The organism is Pseudoalteromonas sp. L1 (genome assembly GCF_021728095.1).
Taxonomy (GTDB): Bacteria; Pseudomonadota; Gammaproteobacteria; order Enterobacterales; family Alteromonadaceae; genus Pseudoalteromonas.
The window spans coordinates 308,636-334,274 of record NZ_JAKKCT010000004.1 but is presented as its reverse complement, the minus strand read 5'-3'; the positions used below and the strand labels follow the sequence as shown (position 1 = coordinate 334,274).

27 protein-coding genes are annotated in these 25,639 nt (G+C 40.8%); 11 read left to right on the top strand and 16 right to left on the bottom strand.

Features of this window, described 5'->3' with window-relative positions; genetic code table 11:
- Window positions 1-11: 11 nt before the first annotated feature.
- Both L3V38_RS14460 and L3V38_RS14455 read right to left on the bottom strand, forming a co-directional pair.
- Entirely contained in the window at window positions 12-1,046 is a 1,035-nt protein-coding gene (locus L3V38_RS14460) for a hypothetical protein (RefSeq protein ID WP_237119837.1), read from the bottom strand.
- 55 nt (window positions 1,047-1,101) lie between these two features.
- Window positions 1,102-1,737: a hypothetical protein gene (locus L3V38_RS14455; protein WP_130151545.1), complete on the bottom strand. Its 636-nt coding sequence runs from the start codon at window positions 1,735-1,737 to the stop codon at window positions 1,102-1,104.
- A gap of 214 nt (window positions 1,738-1,951) precedes the next feature.
- Between L3V38_RS14455 and L3V38_RS14450 the strand changes: the two genes are divergently transcribed.
- Window positions 1,952-2,344 carry a hypothetical protein gene (locus L3V38_RS14450; protein ID WP_237119836.1) on the top strand — a complete coding sequence of 131 codons (393 nt, stop codon included), beginning with the start codon at window positions 1,952-1,954 and terminating at the stop codon, window positions 2,342-2,344.
- A 23-nt stretch (window positions 2,345-2,367) separates the two neighbouring features.
- The gene (locus tag L3V38_RS14445; RefSeq protein ID WP_237119835.1) at window positions 2,368-2,700 is read left to right on the top strand and encodes a hypothetical protein; all 333 of its coding nucleotides are present in this window, start codon (window positions 2,368-2,370) and stop codon (window positions 2,698-2,700) included.
- Between the two features lie 46 nt (window positions 2,701-2,746).
- Here the strand turns inward: L3V38_RS14445 and L3V38_RS14440 are convergent, their stop codons facing one another.
- On the bottom strand, window positions 2,747-3,709 hold the full coding sequence (locus L3V38_RS14440; RefSeq protein WP_130151548.1) for an FHA domain-containing protein: 963 nt from the start codon (window positions 3,707-3,709) through the stop codon (window positions 2,747-2,749).
- A gap of 120 nt (window positions 3,710-3,829) precedes the next feature.
- Here L3V38_RS14440 and L3V38_RS14435 point away from each other — a divergent pair, with 120 nt between their 5' ends.
- Window positions 3,830-6,376: a protein kinase gene (locus tag L3V38_RS14435; protein WP_346729913.1), complete on the top strand. Its 2,547-nt coding sequence runs from the start codon at window positions 3,830-3,832 to the stop codon at window positions 6,374-6,376.
- 16 nt (window positions 6,377-6,392) lie between these two features.
- Here the strand turns inward: L3V38_RS14435 and L3V38_RS14430 are convergent, their stop codons facing one another.
- The 10 genes from L3V38_RS14430 to zapB form a co-directional block, all read right to left on the bottom strand.
- A complete protein-coding gene (locus L3V38_RS14430; RefSeq protein ID WP_062567194.1) occupies window positions 6,393-6,875 on the bottom strand; it encodes a hypothetical protein in 483 nt (160 codons plus the stop codon).
- Between the two features lie 70 nt (window positions 6,876-6,945).
- Window positions 6,946-7,308, bottom strand: coding sequence for a hypothetical protein (locus tag L3V38_RS14425; protein WP_130151550.1), 363 nt, complete (start codon window positions 7,306-7,308; stop codon window positions 6,946-6,948).
- Between the two features lie 157 nt (window positions 7,309-7,465).
- Complete coding sequence (locus tag L3V38_RS14420) at window positions 7,466-7,828, bottom strand: hypothetical protein (protein WP_237119833.1); 363 nt, start codon at window positions 7,826-7,828, stop codon at window positions 7,466-7,468.
- A 44-nt stretch (window positions 7,829-7,872) separates the two neighbouring features.
- Complete coding sequence (locus L3V38_RS14415) at window positions 7,873-8,715, bottom strand: amidohydrolase family protein (RefSeq protein WP_237119832.1); 843 nt, start codon at window positions 8,713-8,715, stop codon at window positions 7,873-7,875.
- The gene (locus L3V38_RS14410) at window positions 8,712-9,437 is read right to left on the bottom strand and encodes an SDR family oxidoreductase (protein WP_237119831.1); all 726 of its coding nucleotides are present in this window, start codon (window positions 9,435-9,437) and stop codon (window positions 8,712-8,714) included. The genes L3V38_RS14415 and L3V38_RS14410 overlap by 4 nt, the downstream gene beginning before the upstream one ends.
- Before the next feature lie 9 nt (window positions 9,438-9,446).
- Window positions 9,447-9,935, bottom strand: a complete 489-nt coding sequence (locus L3V38_RS14405) for a peptidylprolyl isomerase (RefSeq protein ID WP_130151556.1) — start codon at window positions 9,933-9,935, stop codon at window positions 9,447-9,449.
- Window positions 9,936-9,998: 63 nt separating this feature from the next.
- Window positions 9,999-11,486, bottom strand: a complete 1,488-nt coding sequence (locus L3V38_RS14400) for a transglycosylase SLT domain-containing protein (protein WP_237119830.1) — start codon at window positions 11,484-11,486, stop codon at window positions 9,999-10,001.
- 28 nt (window positions 11,487-11,514) lie between these two features.
- Window positions 11,515-12,516, bottom strand: a complete 1,002-nt coding sequence (locus L3V38_RS14395) for an MBL fold metallo-hydrolase (protein ID WP_237119829.1) — start codon at window positions 12,514-12,516, stop codon at window positions 11,515-11,517.
- Window positions 12,517-12,581: 65 nt separating this feature from the next.
- Window positions 12,582-12,869: a cell division protein ZapA gene (locus L3V38_RS14390; protein ID WP_237119828.1), complete on the bottom strand. Its 288-nt coding sequence runs from the start codon at window positions 12,867-12,869 to the stop codon at window positions 12,582-12,584.
- The gene (gene zapB / locus L3V38_RS14385) at window positions 12,869-13,099 is read right to left on the bottom strand and encodes a cell division protein ZapB (RefSeq protein WP_130151560.1); all 231 of its coding nucleotides are present in this window, start codon (window positions 13,097-13,099) and stop codon (window positions 12,869-12,871) included. The genes L3V38_RS14390 and zapB overlap by 1 nt, the downstream gene beginning before the upstream one ends.
- A gap of 240 nt (window positions 13,100-13,339) precedes the next feature.
- Here zapB and rlmJ point away from each other — a divergent pair, with 240 nt between their 5' ends.
- On the top strand, window positions 13,340-14,179 hold the full coding sequence (gene rlmJ, locus L3V38_RS14380) for a 23S rRNA (adenine(2030)-N(6))-methyltransferase RlmJ (protein ID WP_237119827.1): 840 nt from the start codon (window positions 13,340-13,342) through the stop codon (window positions 14,177-14,179).
- 52 nt (window positions 14,180-14,231) lie between these two features.
- Here rlmJ and L3V38_RS14375 read toward each other — a convergent pair whose 3' ends face one another.
- The 3 genes from L3V38_RS14375 to L3V38_RS14365 all read right to left on the bottom strand — a co-directional run bounded on the left by L3V38_RS14375 (window position 14,232) and on the right by L3V38_RS14365 (window position 16,510).
- Complete coding sequence (locus L3V38_RS14375) at window positions 14,232-15,041, bottom strand: META domain-containing protein (RefSeq protein ID WP_237119826.1); 810 nt, start codon at window positions 15,039-15,041, stop codon at window positions 14,232-14,234.
- Between the two features lie 109 nt (window positions 15,042-15,150).
- Entirely contained in the window at window positions 15,151-15,717 is a 567-nt protein-coding gene (locus L3V38_RS14370; protein ID WP_130151563.1) for an alkylphosphonate utilization protein, read from the bottom strand.
- Between the two features lie 124 nt (window positions 15,718-15,841).
- Window positions 15,842-16,510 carry a transporter substrate-binding domain-containing protein gene (locus L3V38_RS14365; protein WP_237119825.1) on the bottom strand — a complete coding sequence of 223 codons (669 nt, stop codon included), beginning with the start codon at window positions 16,508-16,510 and terminating at the stop codon, window positions 15,842-15,844.
- Window positions 16,511-16,713: 203 nt separating this feature from the next.
- Between L3V38_RS14365 and L3V38_RS14360 the strand changes: the two genes are divergently transcribed.
- From L3V38_RS14360 to L3V38_RS14330, 7 genes are all read left to right on the top strand, one after another.
- Complete coding sequence (locus L3V38_RS14360) at window positions 16,714-18,000, top strand: HDOD domain-containing protein (protein ID WP_237119824.1); 1,287 nt, start codon at window positions 16,714-16,716, stop codon at window positions 17,998-18,000.
- A 44-nt stretch (window positions 18,001-18,044) separates the two neighbouring features.
- Window positions 18,045-18,659 carry a paraquat-inducible protein A gene (locus L3V38_RS14355; protein ID WP_237119823.1) on the top strand — a complete coding sequence of 205 codons (615 nt, stop codon included), beginning with the start codon at window positions 18,045-18,047 and terminating at the stop codon, window positions 18,657-18,659.
- A gap of 43 nt (window positions 18,660-18,702) precedes the next feature.
- Window positions 18,703-19,056 (top strand): hypothetical protein, encoded by a 354-nt coding sequence (locus L3V38_RS14350; RefSeq protein WP_237119822.1) that lies wholly within the window; start codon window positions 18,703-18,705, stop codon window positions 19,054-19,056.
- A 103-nt stretch (window positions 19,057-19,159) separates the two neighbouring features.
- Complete coding sequence (locus L3V38_RS14345) at window positions 19,160-20,482, top strand: TolC family protein (RefSeq protein WP_237119821.1); 1,323 nt, start codon at window positions 19,160-19,162, stop codon at window positions 20,480-20,482.
- Window positions 20,475-21,932 carry an efflux RND transporter periplasmic adaptor subunit gene (locus L3V38_RS14340; protein ID WP_237119820.1) on the top strand — a complete coding sequence of 486 codons (1,458 nt, stop codon included), beginning with the start codon at window positions 20,475-20,477 and terminating at the stop codon, window positions 21,930-21,932. Before L3V38_RS14345 ends, L3V38_RS14340 begins: the two co-directional genes overlap by 8 nt.
- A complete protein-coding gene (locus L3V38_RS14335; RefSeq protein ID WP_237119819.1) occupies window positions 21,929-25,033 on the top strand; it encodes an efflux RND transporter permease subunit in 3,105 nt (1,034 codons plus the stop codon). The genes L3V38_RS14340 and L3V38_RS14335 overlap by 4 nt, the downstream gene beginning before the upstream one ends.
- 142 nt (window positions 25,034-25,175) lie before the next feature.
- Window positions 25,176-25,631, top strand: coding sequence for a hypothetical protein (locus tag L3V38_RS14330; RefSeq protein WP_237119818.1), 456 nt, complete (start codon window positions 25,176-25,178; stop codon window positions 25,629-25,631).
- Window positions 25,632-25,639: the final 8 nt, after the last annotated feature.

The following is a 25,639-nucleotide window of genomic DNA, read 5'->3' as shown; positions in this document are numbered from 1 at the left end:
CCTAAAAGATATTAAGCCCACTTAATTGTAAATAATTCTGCAATATTGATTGGACGTGTTTCAAGGTCACCCTCTGTCGTGATCTGAGTTTGAGTGCTCGCTGTAGGATTAACACCATAGGCAGGGGCTCCTTTTTCAGGATTAAGCATATTTACAGGCTTAAAAGTAATGGTATGTTGATGCTCTTTAAATATGTCGGGCTCTGTTGTACCCACTAGATCCCCCGTATTATTCGAATCACCTGACATTTTACGTTGTTTGGCATTTTTATCTCTACCTGCTGAGTTATCCCAAGCACGGCTGAAATATCCTCTAAAATCAGGTAATAAAGAGAACTCTCCTTGCTTGCCAAAGCGATAGTTTATGACCGAGTTTAGCCGTGTTTGATCACTGTTCAATGCAATTGGTATAGCACATAAAGGTAGTTCTTCCGCTGGTGCTTGTTCTGTTGCTACGTATTGTTTTCGCTCACCAATGACACCTGTAACAATGCAAGGCAGGCTAGCTAAAGCTATATAGCCCTTGTTTGCGAATATTTTTTTTACAGAAATAACGACAGACGGGGAAGAGCAAGAAAGTTCAACAAAAACAGTTTTCGCATCCATTGCAATATCTAATTCGGTAGATATATTGAGCTCTTGACTGTTTTGGACTGTATATGTTCTTTGGACATATGTAATACCGTCTGACAAGCAAAAATGAAGCTCGCCTTTTCCTTTAACATTTAACTGTGCCACACAGCTAATGTGTTCAGAACATAGGGTTTCTTTCCATCTTGGAAACTCGTGAATATTTTGTCGAAAGCGCATTGTGGCGTTTTCTTCTGTACTGGTAACGATTCGACAGCCGTTATTTTCTGAGCTAATTTGTGAACCACTGCCTGGATCACTGTATACCCAGCCATCGGGGTGGTTATACTTAATAGGTTGGGTATTTGTTTGATTACTAAAATAACGAAAATCGTGGTTATACACTAAATTTCTTTGTTGCATTGCAAATAATAAACTATCTATATCATAAGTATGTTGATTATCTAGAACAGCCATATCTGATTCCCTCCAATTAATGTGTGCGCCATCAAGCAGCGCACACAAATTAGCGTTAATTTAGTACTAAAACATTTTGGCTATTTAAGGTTGCGCTTTGCGTTAAAATTCCTTGATATGGAATTTCGAGGGCTCTGCCGCTGTTCATGATTGTTTGCGTATCTAAAATTTCGCCAGTTTTGAAGTTACCAGCAATAAGGTAATATTTAGGCTTGGGTGTCCATGTTAAATTCATATTTGGTTGCGTACTGACTAAAAAAGTACCCGCACCACTCATAGCAATACCGATCCCCGCAGCAGCTGATGGCGTGGTGTTTGAATTAGGTACTGTCTCGTCACAATTTGTAAAAATACTACCACTATTGCCTTTTACAGGAGAGCTCATGTTAAAGGCATCATTAACATTGTCGTAGCCTAAACTGACTGTATTCGCACCATCTAAATCAACTCGTTTTGATTGTGATGTTTTACAGATAACGCCAGGGCGAAGCTCTTGACCTGGTCTTGACCAAATTGCACTGTAGTCAATTTCCCAAGCAAATTCGGCAGTTGTTCCTTGATATGCGTACTTGCTAAACCAAGCTAATGTGAATACATTACCGCCAACATCTAATGATGGCTTTTCTTGGAAAATTGCAAATCGTGTTGGGTTAGTTGAGTCGTTTTTAACTGATAATTTATAAATAGACATCCTCGTTTCCTTTTAGTTGTGTTACATCGTGTAAGTAGGTGTGTACTTGGTATGTCAACCAAGTCACCAAAAGGTAGGTCTTCTATTTAGAGATTGTTATTACGAAGTATTACCAGCACTGTGTAATACTTTGTTATGGATTATTTCTCCCTAGTATCTAGATTGAGAAAGGAAGAGTGACTTCCTATCAATTTAGATTACAAAGGAGACAGTAATGAAATTAATTAATTCGGTTATCTATTGCAGCTTTATCAGCTGCCTATTTATTTCTGCGACTCAGGCGGCTGCAGACCCAAAATGTGATGTAACAGCACAATCTTTTGCTCATATTGAATTAAGGCATTGCACTGCAGGTGTACAAGCCAGTCAATTTTTACCTCAGTATTGTGCAACAATTAAAGATGCACAAAAATTTTGCGAACAAGTGCAAAATGCAACGAATAAATCACGAACGGTACAGCCTGATGGTCGTATTAGGTATGATGCTAACTTGGGGATAGTCGTTGGTACTCAGCAAGAGAAGTGCGCTCGCTTGATAATTAGACCAGATGGACAGGTCGTGACTCAGTTCCCTGAACTAAATGGTGCACCAGGAAACTGTTCTTAATGTTAATTTTGGAATAGATAATTATGAGAAAGGTCGTTCTATCATCTACAACATTAAATCTCGATGAGCCTGAATTTCAATGTTCTTTGACAGATGAACTTTGGCATGATGGTTATGAGTATGTAATGATGTTAGATGATGCTCCTATACTACAGCGATTTTGGAAGCATCAATATGGCCTAGAGGCTGAAAATCCGATACGAGTAAGTATGCTTAATCAGCTTACAGAAGAGCTTGATAAGTGTATTGCATGTTATCCTATGAATAAGTCGCTTGTGGCATTTAGCCTTGAATTTAAATCATTGATAAATAAAGCTGTAAGTTACAATTGTTCGCTACAAATAATAGCTCAGTAATCGACCAATGAATGGCTGTAGCTCAGCTCGTTGCCACAGCCATTTCTTAATTTTTAGGCTCTGTTGATTCACAATTCGGCCCCTTTACAATTGTAAAACACTTCCCTGCAAAACGAACTTTACCTCGTTTACGTTCAATCAAAACATCAGCAGAGAGTGTATTATTGAAAGATTCCATAAATTGTTTTCGCGCACGGTGGATCTGAATATTGACATGGCATTCATTAATACCAAGATCGCGTGCTAATTTCTTAACTGGTACCCAGCCCTGTACATCTTTCTCAAATTTATTTTCAATATCGGCCAGTTTATTGCGAGCCAGCAGCACGGTGAGATAGTGATGAGAGCGAACATCTAGGTCAAGTAATGTATTGTGTTGTCTTATTTTGAGTTCAGTTTGCTCTTCATCTAGGCTCAAGTTGAATATAAATTGAAGGTCATTAATAGGTGTTGGGCTTAAATTCAGAGTATTTTCTTGTGATGTCATTTCAGCTTGAAAAAACTGCCACAGCTGCTCTCCTATTGTTATTTGATGACCATCTTCTAAAGTAACTAATTGGTGAGTTTCAGTATTTTCATAGCACCAAGAGAGCCTATCAGGATCGTAAAAAATAACGGCTGTTGGGTGTTGGCTATCAGGTAAAAAATGATAACGTTCGAGCAAAATACAATGTGTGTTTGTGCCATTGATAGGTAGTAAAAGATCTCTGGGCGGATCGATAGAAGTTAATTGGTAATCTAAGTTATTTATTTCTGAAAAGCTTAGACGATCATTTAAGGCTAATGGGGAGTTGATTTGTTTATCAAGCCGTTTCCCGTTTAGCCAAATACCATTTTTGCTTAGATCACGAATATACCAGTGTGGCTCGACCCATTCTATTACAGCATGAATACGTGTCACTTCTGGGTAGTTTAATAATGTGTCAACAGAGTGGGCTAGCCGACCAAAGCGATGAAAGTCGCGCAGATAAAAGCTCACATCTGAGTTTAAACTAGCCAGTATAGCCATATAGCTCTCTTTTAGTCCTTGAATAGAAATATAACTTTATCATAGTGTGTACATTAATTTTGCATTTAATTAACATTGAATACTAAACTAATTATTTATATGTGATGGATCGAGTAGTTTGTGTTAGAGGATTACTATAAAAATATACAAGTATTGGCGCAAGGAGGGATGAGTACGATATACCTTGCAACGGATCGAGAGCTGAATAGGCAAGTCGTACTCAAAGTCATGAAATTAGCTGAAGACAATACTGAGCGAGCCATCAGTGAAGCAAAATTAATAGCGAGTTTTAATCACCCAAATATAGTGCAGCTTTATAAAATCATTCATCGAGACCAACAAGTTTTATTAGAAATGGAGTATGTTAAAGGGACTACGTTAGCTCATATAATGAAAGAGCAGAGGCTTACACTGACTGGAAAGCTAGAAATACTCATTCATATTAGTGATGGTTTAGCTGCAATTCATGATAAAGGCATATTACATCTCGATTTGAAACCGGCTAATGTGCTAGTTAGTAATGAAGACACAGTGAAAATAACTGATTTCGGTATCTCAAAAATCAAAGGAGTAGAAGCAACCGATATAACCAATGATTATGGCAGTTTAAACGCCATGTCGCCTGAGCAATTGAATAGTCAAACTATCGATTTTCGTAGTGATTTGTTTTCATTAGGGTTAATCGCTTATCAATTATTAACGGGCTATCATGCTTATTCAAAACAAGCCTCAAGCAGTACAGCGCAAGATTTAGCAAAACAAATCAAATCATTCCCTTGTTGCGCAAATTATGAACCGATCAAAGAGCTATCTGCTGATTTAGTGCCTTTACTAAAACAGTTATTAGCATTTAAAGTGGACAAACGTCCTGAAAGCGCTCGTGCCGTAGCATCTCAGTTTAGAGACGTTTTAGCCTCGCTTAGTTTCGACAGCTTGACCGTAGATGTTACAAGTTACAAAAATCATAACAACCTAAGCAAAAATTTTTTCAATAAAAGATTATCTCTTGTTGTGATTCTTTTTCTGTTATTAAGCGGTGGCAGTTGGTTCTGGTATTCATCTAAACCAATAGAAAGAATAGCTTTATTACCCGTAGAATTTATAGCAAATAGCCAAGTTACGGATGCACAAAAACGTTTACTCAGTCTTGGCGTCAAGGATGCAATAACCGAATATGTACTTGCTGATCGGAAGCTTGCTTTAATTGCGAGCAGGGAAGTTAAACAAACACAATTAATACTTGGTAAAGAAGCTGGCCTAAATGATTTAGCTGCTGCGCTTGGAGCTACTAAACTATTAATACCTTTATTAGACTGCAACCTTTTATCGTGTGATTTCACACTAAACGAACTAGATCAAAACGCCACAATGATAGGCACAACACGAAGTGCAACAGATAAAGAAAACTATCTAAATATTTATAACTCAACTCTATCTTCGATACAAAGCTTGCTTACTCCAAGCAGCTTGTCGAATAGAGAGCTGTTATTGTCAGATGAGTTTATCAGGCAATATGTGTCATTAGTTGCTCTGACTGCTAATGATTTAGGTAGCAGTCAAAAGCAACGCGCCATGGCTGAGTCTTTGTTGTTGCAACAGCCTGATTTTAAGCCTTTATATCCTTTATATCGAAAAATAGTTTTACGCCTTTATAAATCGTCAAAAAATGTAGAGCTCATAACAAAGTTACAATTTCAACTTGAACGATCGCCAACTTCATACCGTGAAAGCCCTGCTTATTTAGTTGATCTACTTGAAATATACCAGCATACGGGAGAGCACATTAAAGCTGAAAAAATTATTAGCAGAATTCAAAGTTCATCATTAGAGGAATACCAAAGAGAAATTATTTTGGCTATTTATTTTAAGCGTACAGGTCGCCTAGGAGAGTCTTTAAAGCACGCGAAGATGGCATATAAAATTAGACCCACTTTATTGGCAACCAGAAACCTTGCAATCGCGTACCTCACTTTGGGGAAACGTACTGACGCATTAAAATATTTAAAGGAAGTATTAAGTTATAACCCTGATGATGTTGTAACGCTCAAAACAGTCGCGGATGTATCTTTGTTATCTGGCGATTTGACGGCGGCAGAGGATAATTATCAAAAACTGATAGATTCGGGACAGCAAAGTGCCTCTATTTATAGTAATTACTCAATTGTTCTTTCTTTACAAAGTGAGCTTGTAAAAGCATTAAACCTTGCTGAAAAAGCCATGATGTTAGATACCAAAACAACCACCTTACAACTTAATTATGCTGATTTACTTTATTTGCAAGGCCGCTTTACAGAGGCCGAAAGCTTATACTTAAAAATTAGCGAGCAGCTTGGTTCTTCGCCGAAAAATGTTGCAGACCAGCTTGAAAAAGCGCAAGTGTTGATTCACCTAAATAGGAATCAACAAGCGATGAATCAGGTTGAACAGCTGTTAGCTGCTCAGCCCAATTTGGCTGAGGCATATTTTATCAAAGCAATGCTGCAAAGCTTATTGAATGAAAAATACTCAGCACTCGCATCGGTAGAGCAAAGTATAAATTTGGGATGGAGTCCAGTTTTTTACCGTCTACCTTGGTTTAAGGGGTTATGTTCTGAAAGTAAGTTAATGGGCTTAATAGGTAAAGAGCATTATTACTTTTTATGTTCTGTAAAAAATAACGCAGAGTAACCTCTGCGCTGGTGCTTTAAAGGGTTGGCTCCATATCTTCAATTATAACCCGTGGATCTTGTGAAAAATAACGCATAAGAGAGTTAGCGTCAGTGCTCTTTTTCGCAATTAATCGAAAATTAATTTCATAATTTGCACCTTGATCTAACTTGCCAGATACCGCTTTTTTTGGATTATCAGCTAATTGTTTACTCAATTCCGTTGATAAAGCGTGATGCGGTAAAATACTGGATATTGTGACAATTAATGATTTTCCATCGTTGGCAACAATACTATTGAGTTGGTAATTAAAGTTGTCTTTAGCATCTGAGAAATAGCTACCGTTTTCGGCAAAAGCCCACTCTGATTTGTTTGCAAGTTCGAAATAGAGATTCAAACTACCACCTGCAATAAGATCTTTGTAATTTACTTTAATTTCTTCTGCACTTGCTCCAGACTGAGAAGTGAGCTCCCATTGGCCATGGTCATTGGGAATAACAAAAAAGCTGAGATCATTCATGATATAAAGTCCTGTTTTGAAATTGAGGAGCTGCTTATTTATTTGATAAGCAGCTATTACTATAGGCTATCTAACAAGAACCCCAAATCGTGCCAGTCCATAACGGAGTGTTATTTGCGTATACCGTAGCTTTAATACCATTAAAGGGTGGAACACCTATGCGGAAACCACACGTTTGCATACATACTTTAACCGATGTACCGCTTGGAATGGGTAAACTAACTGAAAAGCAAATATTGCCGACCACTGGAAAGTTTACGCAAATTTTGCCATTTTCATAGCTTGCACCAACACATGCTGAAATCTGTGCGGCTAAAGTTGATGGATGAAACTCAAGAGGCTGATTAGATGCCGCTTCGTTTGTTGCTAGACTAACTGAATGATCTTGGGTTAGATCCGGCACTAGGCTATTGTTTTTATCACTGTCACACATGGTAAAATTCTCCTTGCTTAATTTTAAAGGTGGCAATAAGCAAAGGAACCTCTGAAAAGTTAATTTGCTTTTTGCCTGTTTGTGCAAGGAAAAGAATAGATAGATCTGTTTTAGGTTGTTATTACAGATTATTACGTGGCTGGTTTTTTATTAGATATCAATCAACTTCTTTACATTTTACCTGTGGTAGTAGCTCGGTAGCTTTACTATCTAAATGCCGGATAAAACATTGCTTATTTTTGATCAGCAGCTCAAAGCTGTCAGGTGTGTTATTAAACCCTTTATCTTGTGATTCATGTCCTTTCATATTACCTATTACCAACACGCTATTGTTTAAAAAAGCATCTTTATCGAGGATGATTGGCTTACTGTGCATTAGTCGGGAGATTCCCTGTGCTATGAGCTCACTTTGTGGTTCTGTAAGCTGTGCATGTTGGAGTTTTGGAGTGGGCTGCTGTGTTTGATGACTACAGCTATATAGGGCAAAAGATAAAACAAAACAGCTAAGTTGCAATTTCATAGGGGCTCCTAACGAGCAAGACTTCCTTTATGTATAGTTAGTCTTTAACTAATTTGATAGATATAACGGCTATTTTTGTTGCTGAGCTGTTGCCAAATGTGATGGGTATCACACAATGAAAAATAGTGCTCCCAACAACTGTTGTAGTCTACGTCAATTTGGCAAACAGGGAAATTACTGGCAAACATAATACGTTGCTCACCAAAGTAATTTAGTAAATTCTTAAGAAGCCATCGATGTGTGTCTTTACTCAATGAGCTAAATTCTAGTCCTGAAAATTTAATAGCAATATTACTGCAGCGGCTGAGTTTAATGATTGCTTCAAGCCATCTTTGCTCATCACTAATAAAGCCTAAATGATTAATCACTACACGTAATGAGGGAAGAGCCTGGCAGTATGTAATGAGCTGTTCGGTTACTGCATGGTTTTCAATTTCAAATTGGGCTTCAAACAGTAAGTTTTCGGCTGCTAGATAGGCAAGATTTTCAAGGCTATTTGGTGCACGTAATCGCCTTGCATCATCACCTTCGGTAATATCACGAATACCAACAAGCGTTGGTTGCCTAAGCTCAGTTATTGCGTTTATAAACTGGCTATCAGGGGCATCAATCTGACTATAGCTAATCGCTCTATAAGCAATATCTTTTAAATGTGTTGCAAGCCAATTAAGCTCATTCACTGGCGCTTGATTGTCAAAGCCAGCTTCAATATGTACGAGCGCTTCTAGCTCAAATGAACAGGCTGATTGCAGTTGCCCTACAGTAACAGGTGCTTTTATTTGTGTAAGGTTAGGCCACGCAGGGGGGCGTTCGCCTTGTAGCCAAGTGTATTGACCCTCGCTGAGGTTAAAAAAGTGCACATGGGGGTCAATAATTTTGTCGCTCATTGCGTGGTGTACCCACCATCAATGCTTTGTAAGCTGCCAGTAATAAAGCTCGCTTCAGGGCTTATTAAAAAGTTTATCAAAGCAGCTATTTCTTCAGGCTGCCCTAAACGGTTTAAAGGTTGCAATGCAGCTTCTTCGGCAACAATGTCAGCTTTATTAGCGCCGCTTCTTTGGCAGTAAGCATCAATCGCGTTATGAAATAATGGGGTTTCAATAGTGCCTGGGCAAACTGCATTTGCGCGAATATTAAACGCGGCATAATCCAGCGCAGTGGTTTTTGCCATTGATGCAAGTGCATGTTTTGTTAAGTTATAAGCAAACGAGTTTGGTTTGCCAATGATTGCCTGATCAGAGGCAACCAATACGATGCTGCCCCCTTGCTGGCTTTTCATGCTAGGTAATACAGCTTGAATTGCAGCATAGGCACCTTTCACATTGAGCGCAAACAGAGCATCAAACGTTGCTTCATCGGTGTTTTCAATGTTGGCACTTAAATGGCGACCTGCGTTTGATATTAATGCATCAACTCGGCCTGTTTCTGCAATTATTTCGTTAATCACAGATTTAACTTGCAGAGCATCACTGACATCACAGTGGCGATAGTTGCCCTCTGATGGCGTGATATCTAAGTTATAAACTGTGTATGCTTCGCGCTCTAAGCGCTCAACAACTGCTTTGCCTATGCCTTTACTGCCACCAGTGACAATTGCAACGTTTGTCATCATTTATCCTTAGTGGCTGTGGCCACAACCGCCTTCACCGTGCACGTGGCCGTGTGATAATTCTTCGGCTGTTGCTTGGCGAACATTGATCACTTCAACATCAAATGTCAGTGTTTTGCCAGCAAAAGGGTGGTTTAAGTCACAATCCGCATTAAAGCGACCTACTTTCACGATAGTCACTTGGTGGCGACCTTGGTTTGAATGCACGATTGCAGTCATACCTGGCTTCCACACTTTTGTGTTGCCTTGTAAGTGCTTAAGTGGGATGCGTTGGATTAGGTTATCAACGCGTTCGCCGTAAGACTCGCTAGGCTCAAGTGTTACGCTAAAGTTATCACCAGCTGCCTTACCTTCAAGGGCTTTTTCAAGACCTGGAAGCATGCCCTCAGTACCATGGATATATGAAAGTGGCTCACCATCTTTACTTGATTCGATTTGCTCGCCTGCTTCACTTAATGTGTAGTGAAACTCAACCGCTGAGTCTTTGCTGATTTGCATGTTTTTACTCTTTAGAATTTAAATATAAATGCCGATTTTACGCTAACCGCTTTGGCTGAGCAATCAAGGCTTTTTTAAAGAGCTTTCGATACCCGACAGTATCGTCTCGCTCGCTGGTGTATTATGTTTTGTGGGCTCGGCTTGTGGCAAATGTAATGTCAAAATCGTGCCTGGCTTTAATACGCTTGTTGCATTTAACTTATTCCACATCGCGACATCCTTGTGGGGGACATCATAGAGCCGGCTAATGCTCCAAATAGAGTCACCGGGTTTGACTTGGTAATCAACGGCAATAGTGGGGATTGTTGGTTCATTTTGCTCTAAGTAAGGACTAATTTTATAATCGACCAACAAGGACTTTTGTATTGTCTGTGGTTTATTTAAATGGAGCTGTTCACCAACTTTGATTAGGTTTGAGGCTTTATTATTTAATTTTTTCAGTGCCTCGACTGACATGCTAAAGCGTCGTGCAATACTGTATAAAGTATCGTCTTTTTGTACGGTGTATTGGCCTGCAAAGTTATTACGGAATAGTTTGCTCTGTAGTATAGTTTGCTGCTCCATTGGGAGTAATAAAGTATGTGGGCCATTCGGCGAACTTTGGTTTTTTAAGTAACCAGGGTTAAGTTTGTGCAATTGACTGCGGCCGATTCCTGATAGGTTTGCAATCACAGAAAACTCAAATTGTTGGCCAACATTAAATTCAGTTGTGAGTGGTTTATTTACCAGCTTTGGGCGCTTAAAGCCTTTTTCGGGATGCCTTACTAAGTAGCTGAGGGCTAATAATTTGGGTATATAATCTGCGGTTTCTTTTGGTAATGAGAGAGACCAGTAATCTGTTTTTTTTCCTCTTTTTTGATTGTCTTTAATGGCCTTCTTTACTCGACCCTCACCACTGTTATAGGCTGCTAATGCATGAAGCCAATTACCATTAAAGCGCTTGTGTAGGTAGCTTAAGTAAGCGAGTGCAGCATCGGTTGAAGCTAAAATATCTTGACGACCATCATACCATTGGTCGCTTTGCACACCGAAATGATAGGCCGTTGCGCCTACCAATTGCCATATTCCCACAGCATGTTCTGAAGAGCGAACTGTAGGTCTAAAATCACTTTCAACAAAGGGTAACAGTGCAAGCTCCATAGGGAGGTTCTGCTTTTCGACACGTTTAACAATGTGATAAAGATAAGGAGCGGCTCTACGGTTTACTGTTTCGAGATACTCAGGCTGTTTTAAATACCACTTTAAACGCGCAGTAGTCTGTTTATTGGTCTGAAAAACCAAAGAAAGATTATTTGCTATATGTTGCCATAGGTCATCAGAAGTTGGCTTAGAGGCTGGAATAGTTACTTTGGGTGACGGTAGCGCGGCAGTGGGTGAAGCATCTAATTGCTCACTGGTTTTTTCTTGATAGCTTAAGTTAGGCTCAAAGTGGTTAAAGATCTTTGGCTTATCATCTTGATTTTGTGGCGATTCTTTCTTAGTGGTTTGGCATCCTTGTAAACTAATAAATATGCACAGCAATAGAAAATATTTCAAACGTAATAGAGCCATATAATAAAATCCCTTTATTATTTTAGCGCTATTTTGAAGTTTTAGCCTGCTTTAGTCCAGCCTCAAGAAACATATTAAATGCACGTTCGCCAATTTCGTCGCTCTGATAGCTTTGTTTTATGGTTATAGGGAATGTTGTTATTAACTCTTCTACGGGGGCATTCGGCTGAGCTTTTACCTGCTCTTCAATCGTACTTAAAAATGCTATTGGTTTTGCAAGCATCGCGGGTGTGAGCTTTTCGCCATGGCCAGGTAAAATGGTTGTGATGGTTTTACTTTGCGCAAGCTGTGTGAGTGCGTTAAGCCATGGCACTAGTTGTCCATGACCTGGATAGGGCAGGCTATCAACCATATCGCCACCCAATAAGATTTGGCCATTATCAGCAAGTAAGGTTAAATCACCATATGTATGCGCATGATAGGGTTCAATGATAACTGGGTAATCGCCTAGATCAAGCTTGGTTTGTTCTGAGATGATAAGTGCGGGCTCTTTAAGCGATAACTCACGCCAGCGTAGCAAACGCTGTTTCGCAAGCGTTAACTTTTCTCGCCATGTATGTTGTTGTTCCTTAGGCAGATTAGCAAGGCGTTGGTAGCTAAGCTCAATACTTTTTTCATAGCTATCAAGCTTATCAGTAAACGCACGTTGTACATGTGCAAAGTTTTTTGCAACCTGTTGATGAACAACGAGCTTTGCTTTGGGAAATTGGGCTTGCAGTACGGCCATGCCAAGGAGGTGGTCGTCATGATAATGGCTGCCAACCAAATAACATAAAGGTGTTTTCAAGCGCTGCTTGAGGGTGCTGGCTAGTTGCTCTACCGCTGCAAAGTCGCCACTGGCATCGAACATTAACGCACACTCTTTTCCTTCGATAAGAACTTGGTTCGAATCGTAAAAGCGTAGCTTAGCTTGTTGCTCTAAAAATTGAATTTCTGGTGTAATGGTATGCCAAGTAACATTAGCATTCACGGTAAAACAGACAGAAAATAAAGCAGTTATAATTCCTTTTAGAAAAGCACGTGTACGCATTGTTAATTCGCTTGTTTATTATTCGAATGGAGAGTGTAAACAAAAAAAGCGCGAAATGCGCTTTTTTAAGGATCTAAATGTTGGCTTAGCTTATCGATTAATGAGTCATGCTGTTGCTCTTGTTTTGCTTGTTGCGATTTGACTTCGAGCAACTCATGACTTAAGTGCAACGCGGCCATTAATAAGGCTTTTTGTTCGTTACGAACAGCAGTGCGTTGCTTCATTTGTTCCACTAAGTCATTTAAATGTTGAGCTGCACCAACGAGCGCTTTTTCCTGCCCTTCAGGACAAGAAAACTCATGCTCTTTGCCTAGTAGCTCGACTGTGACACGCTGACTTTGTGGAGTGGCCATTAGCTAGCCTGATTAGCGCTTTGTAGCTTTTCAAGTAAGCCTGTTAATGTGCTGCTGGCATCCTTTTGCTTTTCTTCACTTTCAAGTACTTCAAGTTGTAGTGTTTCGTTTTCATCAAGTAACTTGGCGGTTTGATCTTTTAAGCTTTTAACTTCGCTTTCAAGTTCGCTATTTCGGTTAATTAGTTTGTCGATCAGTTGTTCGAGTTGGGAAAGAGTTTCGTTATTCATAAATGCGCTCATAAAACTGTGATTATTGTCATGCAAATGTAAAGGAAACTGTATCGATATGCCAGCATTTACGCCTGTTTTAGCGCATTTTTATTAAAAGTTAAGCTTCAATTCAGCCTCGGAGCATTTTTATTCATTTATGATTCACTCAGTGCTGAGTATTTAGGATCATTATCGGTTTATCGTGTACAATGAGGGCATCTATTTTTTGCGCACACTCGTATTTGGCGACTTATAAATATGCTTAGTTACCGACATTCTTTTCATGCAGGAAACCCTGCTGATGTAGTTAAACATTTAGTTTTAGCTGAAGTTCTTAAATATCAAACAATCAAAGATAAACCACTTGATTATATTGATACGCATTCTGGAGCTGGCTTTTTTGAACTTGCCGGAAGTGATGCACAAAAAACACAAGAGTATTTAGAAGGGATCGCTAAACTTTGGCAACATCGCAGTGAGCATAGCGCACTTAATGAGTATATCGAACTAATTAAGTCGTTTAATCAACAGGGGGATTTAGATTTCTACCCAGGCTCACCAAAAATAGCTGAACACTTCTTACGTCGCCAAGATAAAGGCTGGTTCTTTGAGTTACATCCACGTGATTTAGAACTATTGCAAAATAATATGCAAGGTAAGCGTTCTATTCGGGTACGTGGCGAGAACGGTTTTCAAGGGCTTGTGGGCTTATTGCCTCCTGCGTCACGTCGTGCTTGTGTATTAATTGATCCACCGTACGAAATTAAAGCTGACTACGACACGGTTGTTAATACTATTATTAAGGCTTACAAACGTTTTGCTACGGGTACGTATATGATCTGGTATCCGGTTGTTGATCGTGAACGTATCGATAGAATGGAAGCTGGTTTAATTGATTCTGGTGTGCGCAATATTCAGTTATTTGAATTAGCAACTGAAGCTGATACCGAAGTGCATGGTATGACGGCCTCTGGCATGATAGTCATTAATCCACCTTGGAAATTAAAGCAAACCATGGACGCTATCTTGCCTGAGCTAGTACAATTACTTGCACAAAACAGCGGTTTTTATCGCAGTGAACAACTGGTAGATGAATAACTTTATTCTAAACAAAAACGCCCAGTCTCTGCTGGGCGTTTTTGTTTGTAAACTAGTTCATATAGGTTGCAATAAACGTTGCCAATGGTTCATTGCTATCATCGAGTAAAATTAATTGCTCACCATTAATTGAAAACTGTGCTGTTGATGCCAGTAAGGCTGACATTGCAGCTTCGATATCCATTTGCTCCACACACATTTTTTTAGTGCTTGCAAGTGGGTTAAAGGTGAGAGTTTGCTCATTGATTTCATAGCTCCCAGAGAAACTATTACAACCTAAGAAGCCATGAGTTGAGCCATCATCTTTAAATTGAACAAAGGGCTCCTTTGTTTCAACGTTGAGCGCTTCACCAGCAATTGTCACTGCTTTCCAATAGGTATTGGTTAATGTCACATCTGGCTTTTTAGCGGATACTTTAGAGACGGTTACTTTGTATACATCGTCCATTGTGTTTTCTGAAAATGGGTTATTATGGGTCGTGCTTATGTAAAGTAATTTACCTTGGTTTTCTATGCGCGCACTGACGCTGTAGCGGTGACGATCGGCAATTTTACTTTCGTCATATTCTAGTGCCACGTTGTAAGGTGGAGCCCCATTTAATTGTACTTCTTGCTCACTGATCACATCTGCTTTTGCATCCATCTTTGATACATCGGCCAGCTGTACTTTTAGCACTGAGCCTGGTGGCAACATGCTACGGTCTAAATAAGTCACTTGGGTATTGAGTGTTTTCATTGTTGATTGCTCAGCTTGCGGCTCAGCTGAATCTTCACTACAACCGCTTAATACTAAGCTGCTGCCCAATATCATTAAGCTACACAGTGAGGCACGTTTAAAAGAGGAGAAGGTATCCGAAGCCATGATGTTTTCCTTGCGTTTGGAGGACTATCTGTTAAATAGCTTAAAATTCGCTGACTTAATCATAGCTTAATTATATAAAAAATGGGCATAAAGCCCATTTTATCACTCGTTATTTTTTAACGTATTTAGTTAATATGACAATACGTTGGCCATCTACGCGCCCTTCAATATGTTCAGGGTTACTGGTTAAGCCAATATTTCTAACCGCCGTGCCGCGTTTAGCGACCAAGCTACTGCCTTTAACATCAAGATCTTTAATAAGTGTGACTGTGTCACCTGCTTGAAGTACAACGCCGTTGCTATCAATATGTTTAATATCGTCATCTTCAGCAAGGGCTGTTTGCGCCCACTTTAGTGTGTCTTCTTCAAGGTAGATCATGTCTAATGCATCTTGAGCCCAGCCGTTATCTGCCGCTAGGCGTTTTAGCATGCGATAGGCCACAACTTGTACAGCGGGCGTTTGACTCCACATACTGTCGTTTAAGCAATGCCAATGATTTGCAGTAAGGTCGGCATTGTTTTCAATTTGATCTTTGCAGGTTTGGCAAACATAAATGCATTTATCAGAGTGAGCCTCTGTAACAGGTGGCACTTCGTACACAGATAAGTTATCTGTGGCAGTGCAAAGTTCACATTGGTTATTACTACGTTCAATAAGGGTTTGTTCAATGCTCATGGGAGGCTCTTTTCAGTTTGGAAGACTAATGCCAATTGCTTAGTTAAATGATCTATCTTAAAGCAAATCGCTAATAACAGCGTCCTAGTATAACAAAACCGCAGTTAAAGCGGAATAACCTTGTTTAGTGTAAGGGTATGGTTTTTGTGTACTTACTAATAATGGCGTCAATAGTGCCATCTTTTTTTAGACTGCGAATGGCGTCATTTATAACAGGCAGCATGGCTTGATGCTCTGATCTAAGCCTTATTTGTAAGTAGCCGTTTGAGTGACGTGCACCAAACGCAATCGAGGCATCCAATTGGTTTGCCCAGTACTTCGCACTAAGCTTGTCGATTATAATGACCTCTATTCTATTCATTTTTAACGCTTTTATTAGCTCTTTCTCTGAATGAAAGTCCACTCGTTTAAAGCGTTTATCATCATAATAGTAATAACCCAGTACGGTTCCGACAGGCTGTTTATTAAGGTGTCTTAACTGTTGCCAGTTTTGAATATTTTCCTCAAGGCTAACGAGGTATTCCTCAATTGCGAATAAGTTCTCAGAATAACGAAATAAATCACTTTTTTGCTCCTGCTCACTTAGCCACGCACGGCTGATAACATCAAAATCAATATTGCCTAAGTGAAGGTATTTAACCGTACGCTTAGCAGGCAGCTCTATGTGTTCAGCATCAATATTTGCGCGGGTAAGTATTTGAGCAATAACTTCAGGAAGAATACCCGGATTGCGTCTATTATCTATGTAATACGGGTAAAAATTTCCAGAGCCAGTGACATTATATTTTAACACAGGAAATTGCTCGGCATGGGCTGCCTGTTCAGAACTTAAATAGAATAAAAGTAAAAATAATGAGTACGTTAGTCGCAATGGGTTATATTAAAAGTTTGCCGTACACTGAGTGTGGTTGGATTTTTCTTATTTGGCAAGAAAACACCTTTCACTATACTAAGAACAGTTGTAGTGTTGATTTTTACAATTAAGCGGGATGTAAAATGTCAGAATTAAATATAGAAGGAAATAAGAGTCAAAGTGTGACTCAGTATATAGCTAGGCAACCGATATTTAATGCTGATAAAACTCTATATGCCTACGAGCTACTATACAGAGAGTCAACTGACAACGTATTTCCTCAAGGCACAAGCGATGGTCAAGCGACAGGGCGGTTGTTTTTTAATGCGCTCATGTTAATGGGGCTAGAGAAACTTACTGGCTTTCAACCTGCATTTATCAACTTGTCTACCGATGCAATATTGGATGATTTTCCAAAGCTATTGCAGCCTCAAAGTGCAGTCATCGAAATTGTTGAGCGTACAACGAGCATTCCTCACGTTGCTCAACGTGTAAAACAACTAAAAGATGAAGGCTACTTTTTTGCTTTGGATGATTATGACGGATGCGATAAATGGCAACCTATTTTGCCATTAATGGACTTTATTAAACTTGAAGTTGAACAGCCGCTCATTAAAACAAATATGATGATCAAAAAACTGAAACGTAGTTTCCCTAAAGCTAAAATTATTGTTGAGCGAATTGAAAATTACGAAGAGTTTGAGCAATTAAAAGCGGCAGGTTGTGACTTATTTCAAGGTTACTTTTTTGCTCGCCCCGAGTTATTAACGTATGGCAATGTTGAGCCTTCTAAAGTCGCAGTATTAGAACTTTTAAACTGTACGGCTCAACCGAATATAGACTTTGCTGCTGTACAAGAGCGTGTTGCAAAAGATTTGGGGCTGACTGCACGCATCTTAAAATTAGTGAATGCACGTTCAAGCAGTGCCCAGCAGACTATCAAATCTATTTCACAAGCTGTTATCTACTTGGGTGAAGACGCCATAAGACAATTTGTCCGCGTGCTTGCCTTGAGTGAACTGGGTAATGATAAACCCTCTGAGCTGACAAAGTTAGGGTTAATGCGTGCTAAATTTATTTCGTTAATGTTAGCACCTGGTGGAAAAGAGCTGGCAGAGCAAGGCTATTTGGTCGGCATGCTATCTGTTTTAGACGCTATTTTGGATATGGAGATTGACCTTGTTGCAAAAGAGTTTTCGTTAGGCTCTGAGTTGTCCAGTGCGCTGTTAAGCTTTAACGGTATGCTTGGCGGAACATTGAAACTCGTTAAAGCTGTAGAGGAAGAACATTGGCAGTCAGCAGATGAATTACTTGTGATGATTCGCCCCGCCTCAAAAATGGATGTTGTTTATGCAGCCATGTACGAATCAAGAGCCTATGCTGATGATGTATTTTCTACGCTCTCCTTAGTTACTGACTCGACTAGTTAAGTTAGTTATTATACCTAGCCTATTCATTTTTTTGGTTAGTTAAAATGCGTGTTATCTTCCCAGTTATCGCCATTATCGTTGCTTTAGCTTTGCTAATCCCAGGTGTAACTCAGCCAGTGTTGACTTTAGAAGGTAAAATAAACAAGTCGGAGCTGGCTAAAACAGGTATTGAAATGATTGCCGATGAAGGCGACAGAAATACTCGTAGTGTATTAATGATGGCATCAAGCATGTTAGGGCTTGATAAGCTTGAAGGTGAAATAGATGCCTACAAAAAAACACGCAGCATCTGGGGCACAGTGAGTGAGCTTGCCAACAATAAAAATTATTTGGTGGCAGCACTGATTGCTGTGTTCTCAATTGTTATCCCCACATTAAAATTATTGATGCAGTTAGTTTATTGCTTTTTACCCGCCACCAAGTTTAAGTGCGTACTTGGCCAACTAGTACAAGGCTTAAGTAAATGGAGCATGGTTGATGTATTTGTGATTGCATTGATTGTGGCCTATCTAGCTGGTAATGCCGACGGGCAAATGGGTGAGCTGATAAGAATGCATGCCGAGCTGGGCGATGGATTTTGGTTTTTTACCGGCTATTGCCTGTTTGCTATTGCAGCAACTAGCAGCATAAAAATAGATAAACCCTTGTCGAGTGCGTAAATTTCGGGCTACAATTTGGGCAGTTAATTTTTAAGGTATGATGATGGCGCGACTTTCAAGCTACTTATTGATAGCTATGATGCTGCTCACTTTTGTGGGTCAGTCAGTTGCGTCTGTTGCTATGGTGTGTGATATGCCACATGCCAGCATGCAAATGGACCATCACGCAAATATGAGCGCTGACAGCGACATGAGTGATATGGATTGTTGCCATGAAGATATCATGGATAACAGCGATTGTGCGTGTCCGTTCAATGCCTGTACAGCTCACTCACTCCTTCCTCTAAATAGCTTAGTTGTTAGTTCAATTAAGCAATCTGAAAAAGTCACCGTGTTAGGCGTAAGCCAACTCAGCTTTCATATAAGCTCCTTATACCGCCCACCTATTACTGCTTAAGCAGGATAGGTCTGTCTAAAATTCAGCATCACGCTGCAAGAACACCTCATTCTGCACCCTAAATCTATTTTTTTACCATTATTTAAGATTTTTGGAGCATGTGATGATTCACAGCAAATTGATTAAGGCGCTTTCTCTAGGCGCAGTTTTGATAACCTCAAGTTTAGTGAAAGCAGAGCCTTTGGCACTCAATCAGGTGATTGATTATGCATTGACTCACGAGCCATGGTTGCAGGCAAATAAATACCAGCAACAGGCAATAGAAGCGCAAAGCATTGCTGCGGGTACCTTACCAGATCCGGTATTAACTGTTGGCCTAATGAACTTACCAACCGATGGCTTTGCCTTTGACCAAGAAGGTATGACGCAATTCAAAGTGGGCTTATCACAACAATTTAGTCGTGGTGATAGTCTTGCCCTACAGCAGCAAGCATTACAGCAATCGGCTGAGCAATACCCTTGGCTTAGAGCAGACCGCCAAGCTCAGGTTAAAGCCATTGTTAGCGAAGCATGGCTAAACGCTTATCGCGCACAAAAAAGCATTCAATTGATTAACCAAGATAAAGCATTATTCAATCAACTCATTGATATAACAGAAGCAAGCTATGCTAATACACTTGGTGCGACTCGCCAGCAAGATATTATTCGCGCTCAGTTAGAGCTAACACGTCTTGAAGATAAGCTGGTGATGCTAGAGCAGCAGTTTGATAGTGCCAAAAAGCGACTGGCGCAATGGCTACCTATTGACATGCTAAATGGTGCAGTGAGTGATGAAAGTACCAAAGTGACCGCATTAATGCCTTATCAAAAGCTCGCCCCATCGGGTGTCACTGAAGTGTTGATGGGCCACCCAGCAATTATTGCTATTGAACATGCACTACGTGCTAAAAACACCCAAGTGCAAGTGGCTAAAGAAGCCTACAAACCACAATTTGGTATGAACCTAGGCTATGGCTATCGTGACGATACACTTATGGGGGACTCTCGCGCTGACTTATTCTCAATTGGCGTTAGTGTTGATTTACCGCTATTTACCGACAACCGTCAAGATCAACAAGTGAATGCTGCAATTGCCAGTGCAGAGGCGGTAAAAACCAGCAAACTTATTACCTTACAAAAGTTGCAAGGTCAGTACTTCAAGGAGCTTAGCCAATTAAGCCGACTAGCCCAGCGCAAAGCACTGTATCAGCAACAGCTATTACCGCAAATGGCTGAGCAAGCCGAGGCGACTCTAAATGCATACACCAATGATGATGGCGACTTTTCAGAAGTGATGCGTGCTCGCATTAGCGAACTAAACGCAAAAATTGATGCGTTAAACATCGAAATCGATAAACAAATAACCCTCGCTCGCCTCAATTATTACGCAGCAGCAAAAGATAACCGCATAAATGCAGCACAAAGCCAAGGAGCTAGCAATGAATAACACAGTGAAATTAGTTGTCGCTTTGGCGGTAGGTGCAGCATTGGCAACGGCTGTAAATAAGTTTGCTGAGCCAGATCATGCACAAATGCCAAGCGCTGAGAAAAAACCATTATATTGGGTGGCGCCCATGGACAGCAATTACCGCCGTGATGAACCGGGGTTATCACCGATGGGTATGGAATTGGTCCCCGTTTATGAGGAGCAAAGTAGCGCTGAAGACAGCCCTGGTACTGTGAGAATCTCACCAGCAGTCGTTAATAACTTAGGGGTAAGGACTGCGCCTGTGCGTTTTAAATCATTGCAAACTACCGTTGATACGGTTGGTTATGTGCAATACGACCAAGACCAACTCGTGCATATTCACCCTCGTGTTGAAGGTTGGATAGAAACCTTATATGTCAAAGCCGCAGGTGACCAAGTTAAGCAAGGCGAGCCTCTTTATACATTATATTCTCCACAATTAGTAAACGCACAAGAAGAGCTATTGCTTGCCCTTAAACGTAACAACGCGGTGCTGATTCGTGCGGCAAAAGCACGTTTAGCCTCACTGAATGTTTCTGATGATTTTATTGCGCGATTAGAGCAAAGCCAAAAGGTTAGGCAAAACATTACCTTTTATGCCAAGCAAAGTGGTGTACTGGATGAGCTAAATATCCGCGAAGGTTTTTATGTGAAACCAGGCACAACCATGATGAGTATTGCTCATCTAGAAGAAGTGTGGGTTGAAGCTGAAGTTTTTGAGCGCCAAGCAGGGCTTATTCATAAAGGCTTGCCAGTGACTATGACACTCGATTACTTACCAGGACAACACTGGCAGGGTAAGGTCGATTATATTTATCCAACTCTTGATGAGAAAAACCGTACCCTGCGCGTGCGTTTGCGCTTTGCTAACCAAGATGGCTTATTAAAACCGAATATGTTCGCTGAAGTCAGCATTACCACCAAGCCAACTGAACCACAATTAGTGATAGCCAAAGAAGCGGTGATCCGCACCGGTAGCCAAGACCGTGTCGTGATTGATTTAGGCGAAGGGCGCTTTAAATCAGTTGCCGTGACGTTAGGTCGTAGTGACAATCATGATGTCGAAATTTTATCAGGCTTATTGAAAGACGATAACGTCGTGGTTTCAGCGCAGTTCTTAATAGACTCAGAATCAAGTAAGAGTTCTGACTTTATGCGTATGCAAGAACCGGATAGTGACAGCGCAATGGTAAATGGCGTGATCAACAGTATTGACCGCGAAGCCAGAACCGCTGTGATAAGTCGTGAGGCTATCCCTAAGTGGGGCCGCGAGGCTGCAACCATGGAGTTTCATTTTTCGCCGCGTATTGATATGTCTAGTTTACAAAGTGATGATGAAGTGCATTTTACCTTTAAGTTGGTGGACAGTGAGTTTGTAATTTTTGACATCATGACCCTAAGCCACCCTATGCAAGGAGAAATGCAATGATAGCAGCCGTGATCCGTTGGTCAGTCGGTAATCGCTTCTTTGTATTACTGCTGTCTTTAATGTTGGCAGGCTTTGGGATTTTTTCTTTAAAGAATACCCCAGTTGATGCCTTGCCTGACTTATCTGATGTACAGGTTATTGTAAAAACCTCTTACCCAGGACAAGCGCCACAAGTGGTGCAAGACCAAGTAACGTTTCCGATCACCACAGCGATGTTGTCGGTGCCTGGGGCTGAAACGGTAAGGGGCTTTTCGTTTTTTGGTGACTCTTATGTATACGTTATTTTTAACGAAGACACTGACCTTTATTGGGCCCGTAGTCGAGTGCAAGAGTATTTGAGTCAAGTAAGTGCTCGCTTACCTGATTCAGCGAGGCCTGAACTTGGCCCTGATGCAACAGGGGTGGGTTGGATTTACTTGTATGCGCTGGTGGATAAAACCGGTAAGCACGATATTAGCCAGCTACGAAGCCTGCAAGATTGGTTTTTAAAGTTTGAGCTGCAAACGGTGCCAGGTGTATCAGAAGTGGCGTCTGTTGGCGGCATGGTTAAGCAGTATCAGGTGAATGTCGACCCCGATAAATTGCGTGCTTATGGTATTCCGCTGAGTTTAATTCAAACAGCAATTAAGCAAGGTAACCAAGAGCGTGGTGCCTCTGTGGTCGAAATGGCTGAAGCCGAATACATGGTCTCGAGCACAGGCTATATTAAAAGCGTGGTTGATTTAGAAGCCATTCCGCTGGGTACTAATGCCAATGGTACGCCACTGCAATTACGCGATGTGGCTGATATAAAACTTGGGCCGCAAATGCGCCGTGGTATTGCCGAGCTTAACGGTGAGGGTGAAGTAACTGGTGGTGTGGTGGTGATGCGCTTTGGTGAAAACGCCGAAGCAACCATCAAACTAGTAAAAGAAAAACTAGAGTCGCTTAAAAAAGGCCTGCCAGAGGGCGTTGAAATCATCCCTGTGTACGACCGTTCAAACCTAATTACCCAAGCACTTGATAACTTAAGCTCAAAGTTAATTGAAGAATTAATCGTCGTGGCCTTAGTGTGTGTGGTGTTTTTATTCCATATACGCTCATCGATCGTAGCCATTATTACGCTGCCAATGGGTATTTTAACGGCTTTTGTGGTGATGTATTGGCAAGGTATAAACGCCAACATCATGTCGCTTGGCGGGATAGCGATTGCCATTGGTGCCATGACAGATGGTGCTATCGTGATGATAGAAAATATGCATAAGCATATGGAGAAAACCCCACTGACCGACGAAAACCGTTGGCAAGTGGTGATGGACTCAGCCGCAGAAGTCGGGCCCGCATTATTCTTTAGTTTATTAATTATCACAGTCAGCTTTATGCCGGTGTTTATTCTTGAAGCACAGGAAGGGCGCATGTTCTCGCCACTGGCTTACACAAAAACTTATGCCATGGCGGCCTCAGCAGGTCTAGCGATTACATTGGTGCCGGTATTAATGGGCTACTTTATTCGCGGTAAGGTTATTTCTGAGCAGAAAAACCCTGTAAATCGCTTATTGGTGGCAGCCTATAAACCCTTGTTAAATGCGGTGTTAAAAGCGCCGAAAACAACGCTGGTACTGGCCTTAGTTTTGGCTGCTATCGGCTTTTATCCAGTTAATAAAATTGGTAGTGAGTTTATTCCTCCCCTTGATGAGGGAGATTTAATGTATATGCCAACGACTTACCCAGGTATTTCCATTGGTAAGGCCCGTGAAATCTTACAGCAGACCGATAAGTTAATTGCCAGTGTGCCAGAGGTTGAATCAGTATTTGGTAAGGTAGGTCGTGCTGATACTGCGACAGATCCCGCGCCGCTCACCATGATCGAAACCTTTATTCAGTTAAAGCCAAAATCACAGTGGCGCGAGGGTATGACCACTGAAAAACTGAAAAAAGAGCTCGATAATCTGGTTAAGTTCCCGGGGCTCACTAATGCGTGGGTTATGCCAATCAAAACGCGAATCGACATGCTTGCCACTGGGATTAAAACGCCTGTGGGGATCAAAGTTGCAGGGCCAAAACTGAGTGAAATTCAAAAAATTGGTGAGCAAATTGAAGTCATCTTAAAAGATTTACCGGGTACGGCTTCGGTTTATTCAGAGCGTGTTGCTGGTGGTCGTTACATCAAAGTTGATATCAACCGTGAAAAGGCAGCGCGATACGGTTTGAACATTGCTGATGTGCAACAGGTTGTTGCCACTGCTATTGGTGGTATGAATGTGACTGAAACCGTTGAAGGGCAAGAGCGTTATCCAGTTAACTTGCGTTATCCGCAAGATTATCGCGACTCGCCTGAAGAGCTTAAGTTGTTACCGATTGTGACGCCAAACGGACAGCGTATCGCATTGGCCGACGTAGCCCATGTCTTTATCGAAGATGGCCCGCCGGGTATTAAAAGTGAAAATGCGCGTATCAATGGCTGGAGCTTAATTGATATTGAAGGCAGTGATATCGGCAGTTACGTTGGGCGTGCGCAACAAGCGCTGCATGAGCAACTCGAGCTACCTGCTGGTTACTCAATTACTTGGGCGGGGCAATACGAATATATGGAGCGCGCAAAAGCTAAACTCAGTTATGTATTGCCACTCACCTTGGCAATCATTGTGGTGCTGTTATACCTCAACTTTAGAAGTTTTATTGAGGTGGCAATGATCATGCTGACCTTACCGCTTGCGATGATAGGCGGTATTTGGCTGATGTACCTTGAAGGTTTTAACTTCTCTGTTGCCGTTGGAGTCGGCTTTATTGCGCTTGCGGGGGTTGCCGTTGAAATTGGCGTAATCATGCTGGTTTATCTCAACCAAGCTTATCAAGATGCCAAAGCGCAATCAGCACAGTTTACGGTTACAGAGCTGCGCCAAGCAATTATTAATGGTGCTGGCCTTCGGGTTAGGCCAGTGATGATGACAGTGGCAACCATTATCATAGGTTTACTGCCAGTACTTTATGGTACAGGAACGGGTAGCGAGGTGATGAGCCGAATAGCAGCGCCTATGGTCGGTGGTATGCTAAGTGCTGTTGTGTTAACGCTTTTAGTCTTGCCTGCGCTTTATTTTATATGGCGTAAACGACACCTATAAATTTTACAGTGGGTGTGTAACTTGTACGCTCTTCTTACTATAAGTTACATACCTTTATATTTAAGGTTTTGATATTAATTGAGTTTTTTGCTGGTGTGATTTATGCACAGTCTTATTAAATTGATTTTAGTAAGGAATGCACATGCAAGTTAAAACAATACAACAAGTTTATGATTGGACTGTGATGTTTCACACTCAGATGGCTGCGAATTTTCACAGTGTTAAAGATTTATTAGACGAGCATAATCAAATGCTGGTGGATTATTATCTGCAATATGAGAAAAAACTAGCAGAAGATCTCGTTGGCTTTAAAGCGATTACTGAAATTAATACCCTAGATACGTATTGCTATGAGTATTTTGCTGAAAATCCTGAGCTTATTACTTTTAAAGACATCAGTACTGATCAGCAAATAGATGAGAAAGCTATTCAAGTCTATTTAACCTCACAACACCAGAAGGTTACTGATCTATATGAATATTTAGTATCTCGTGCCGAGACCCCTGAAACGATTGAGAAGCTTGAGCGTTTACTTGAGTTAGAGCAACAAGGTTTAAAGCAAATGATGCAAAGCTCTAACCGTCATATGGATATGTAATCGATTAA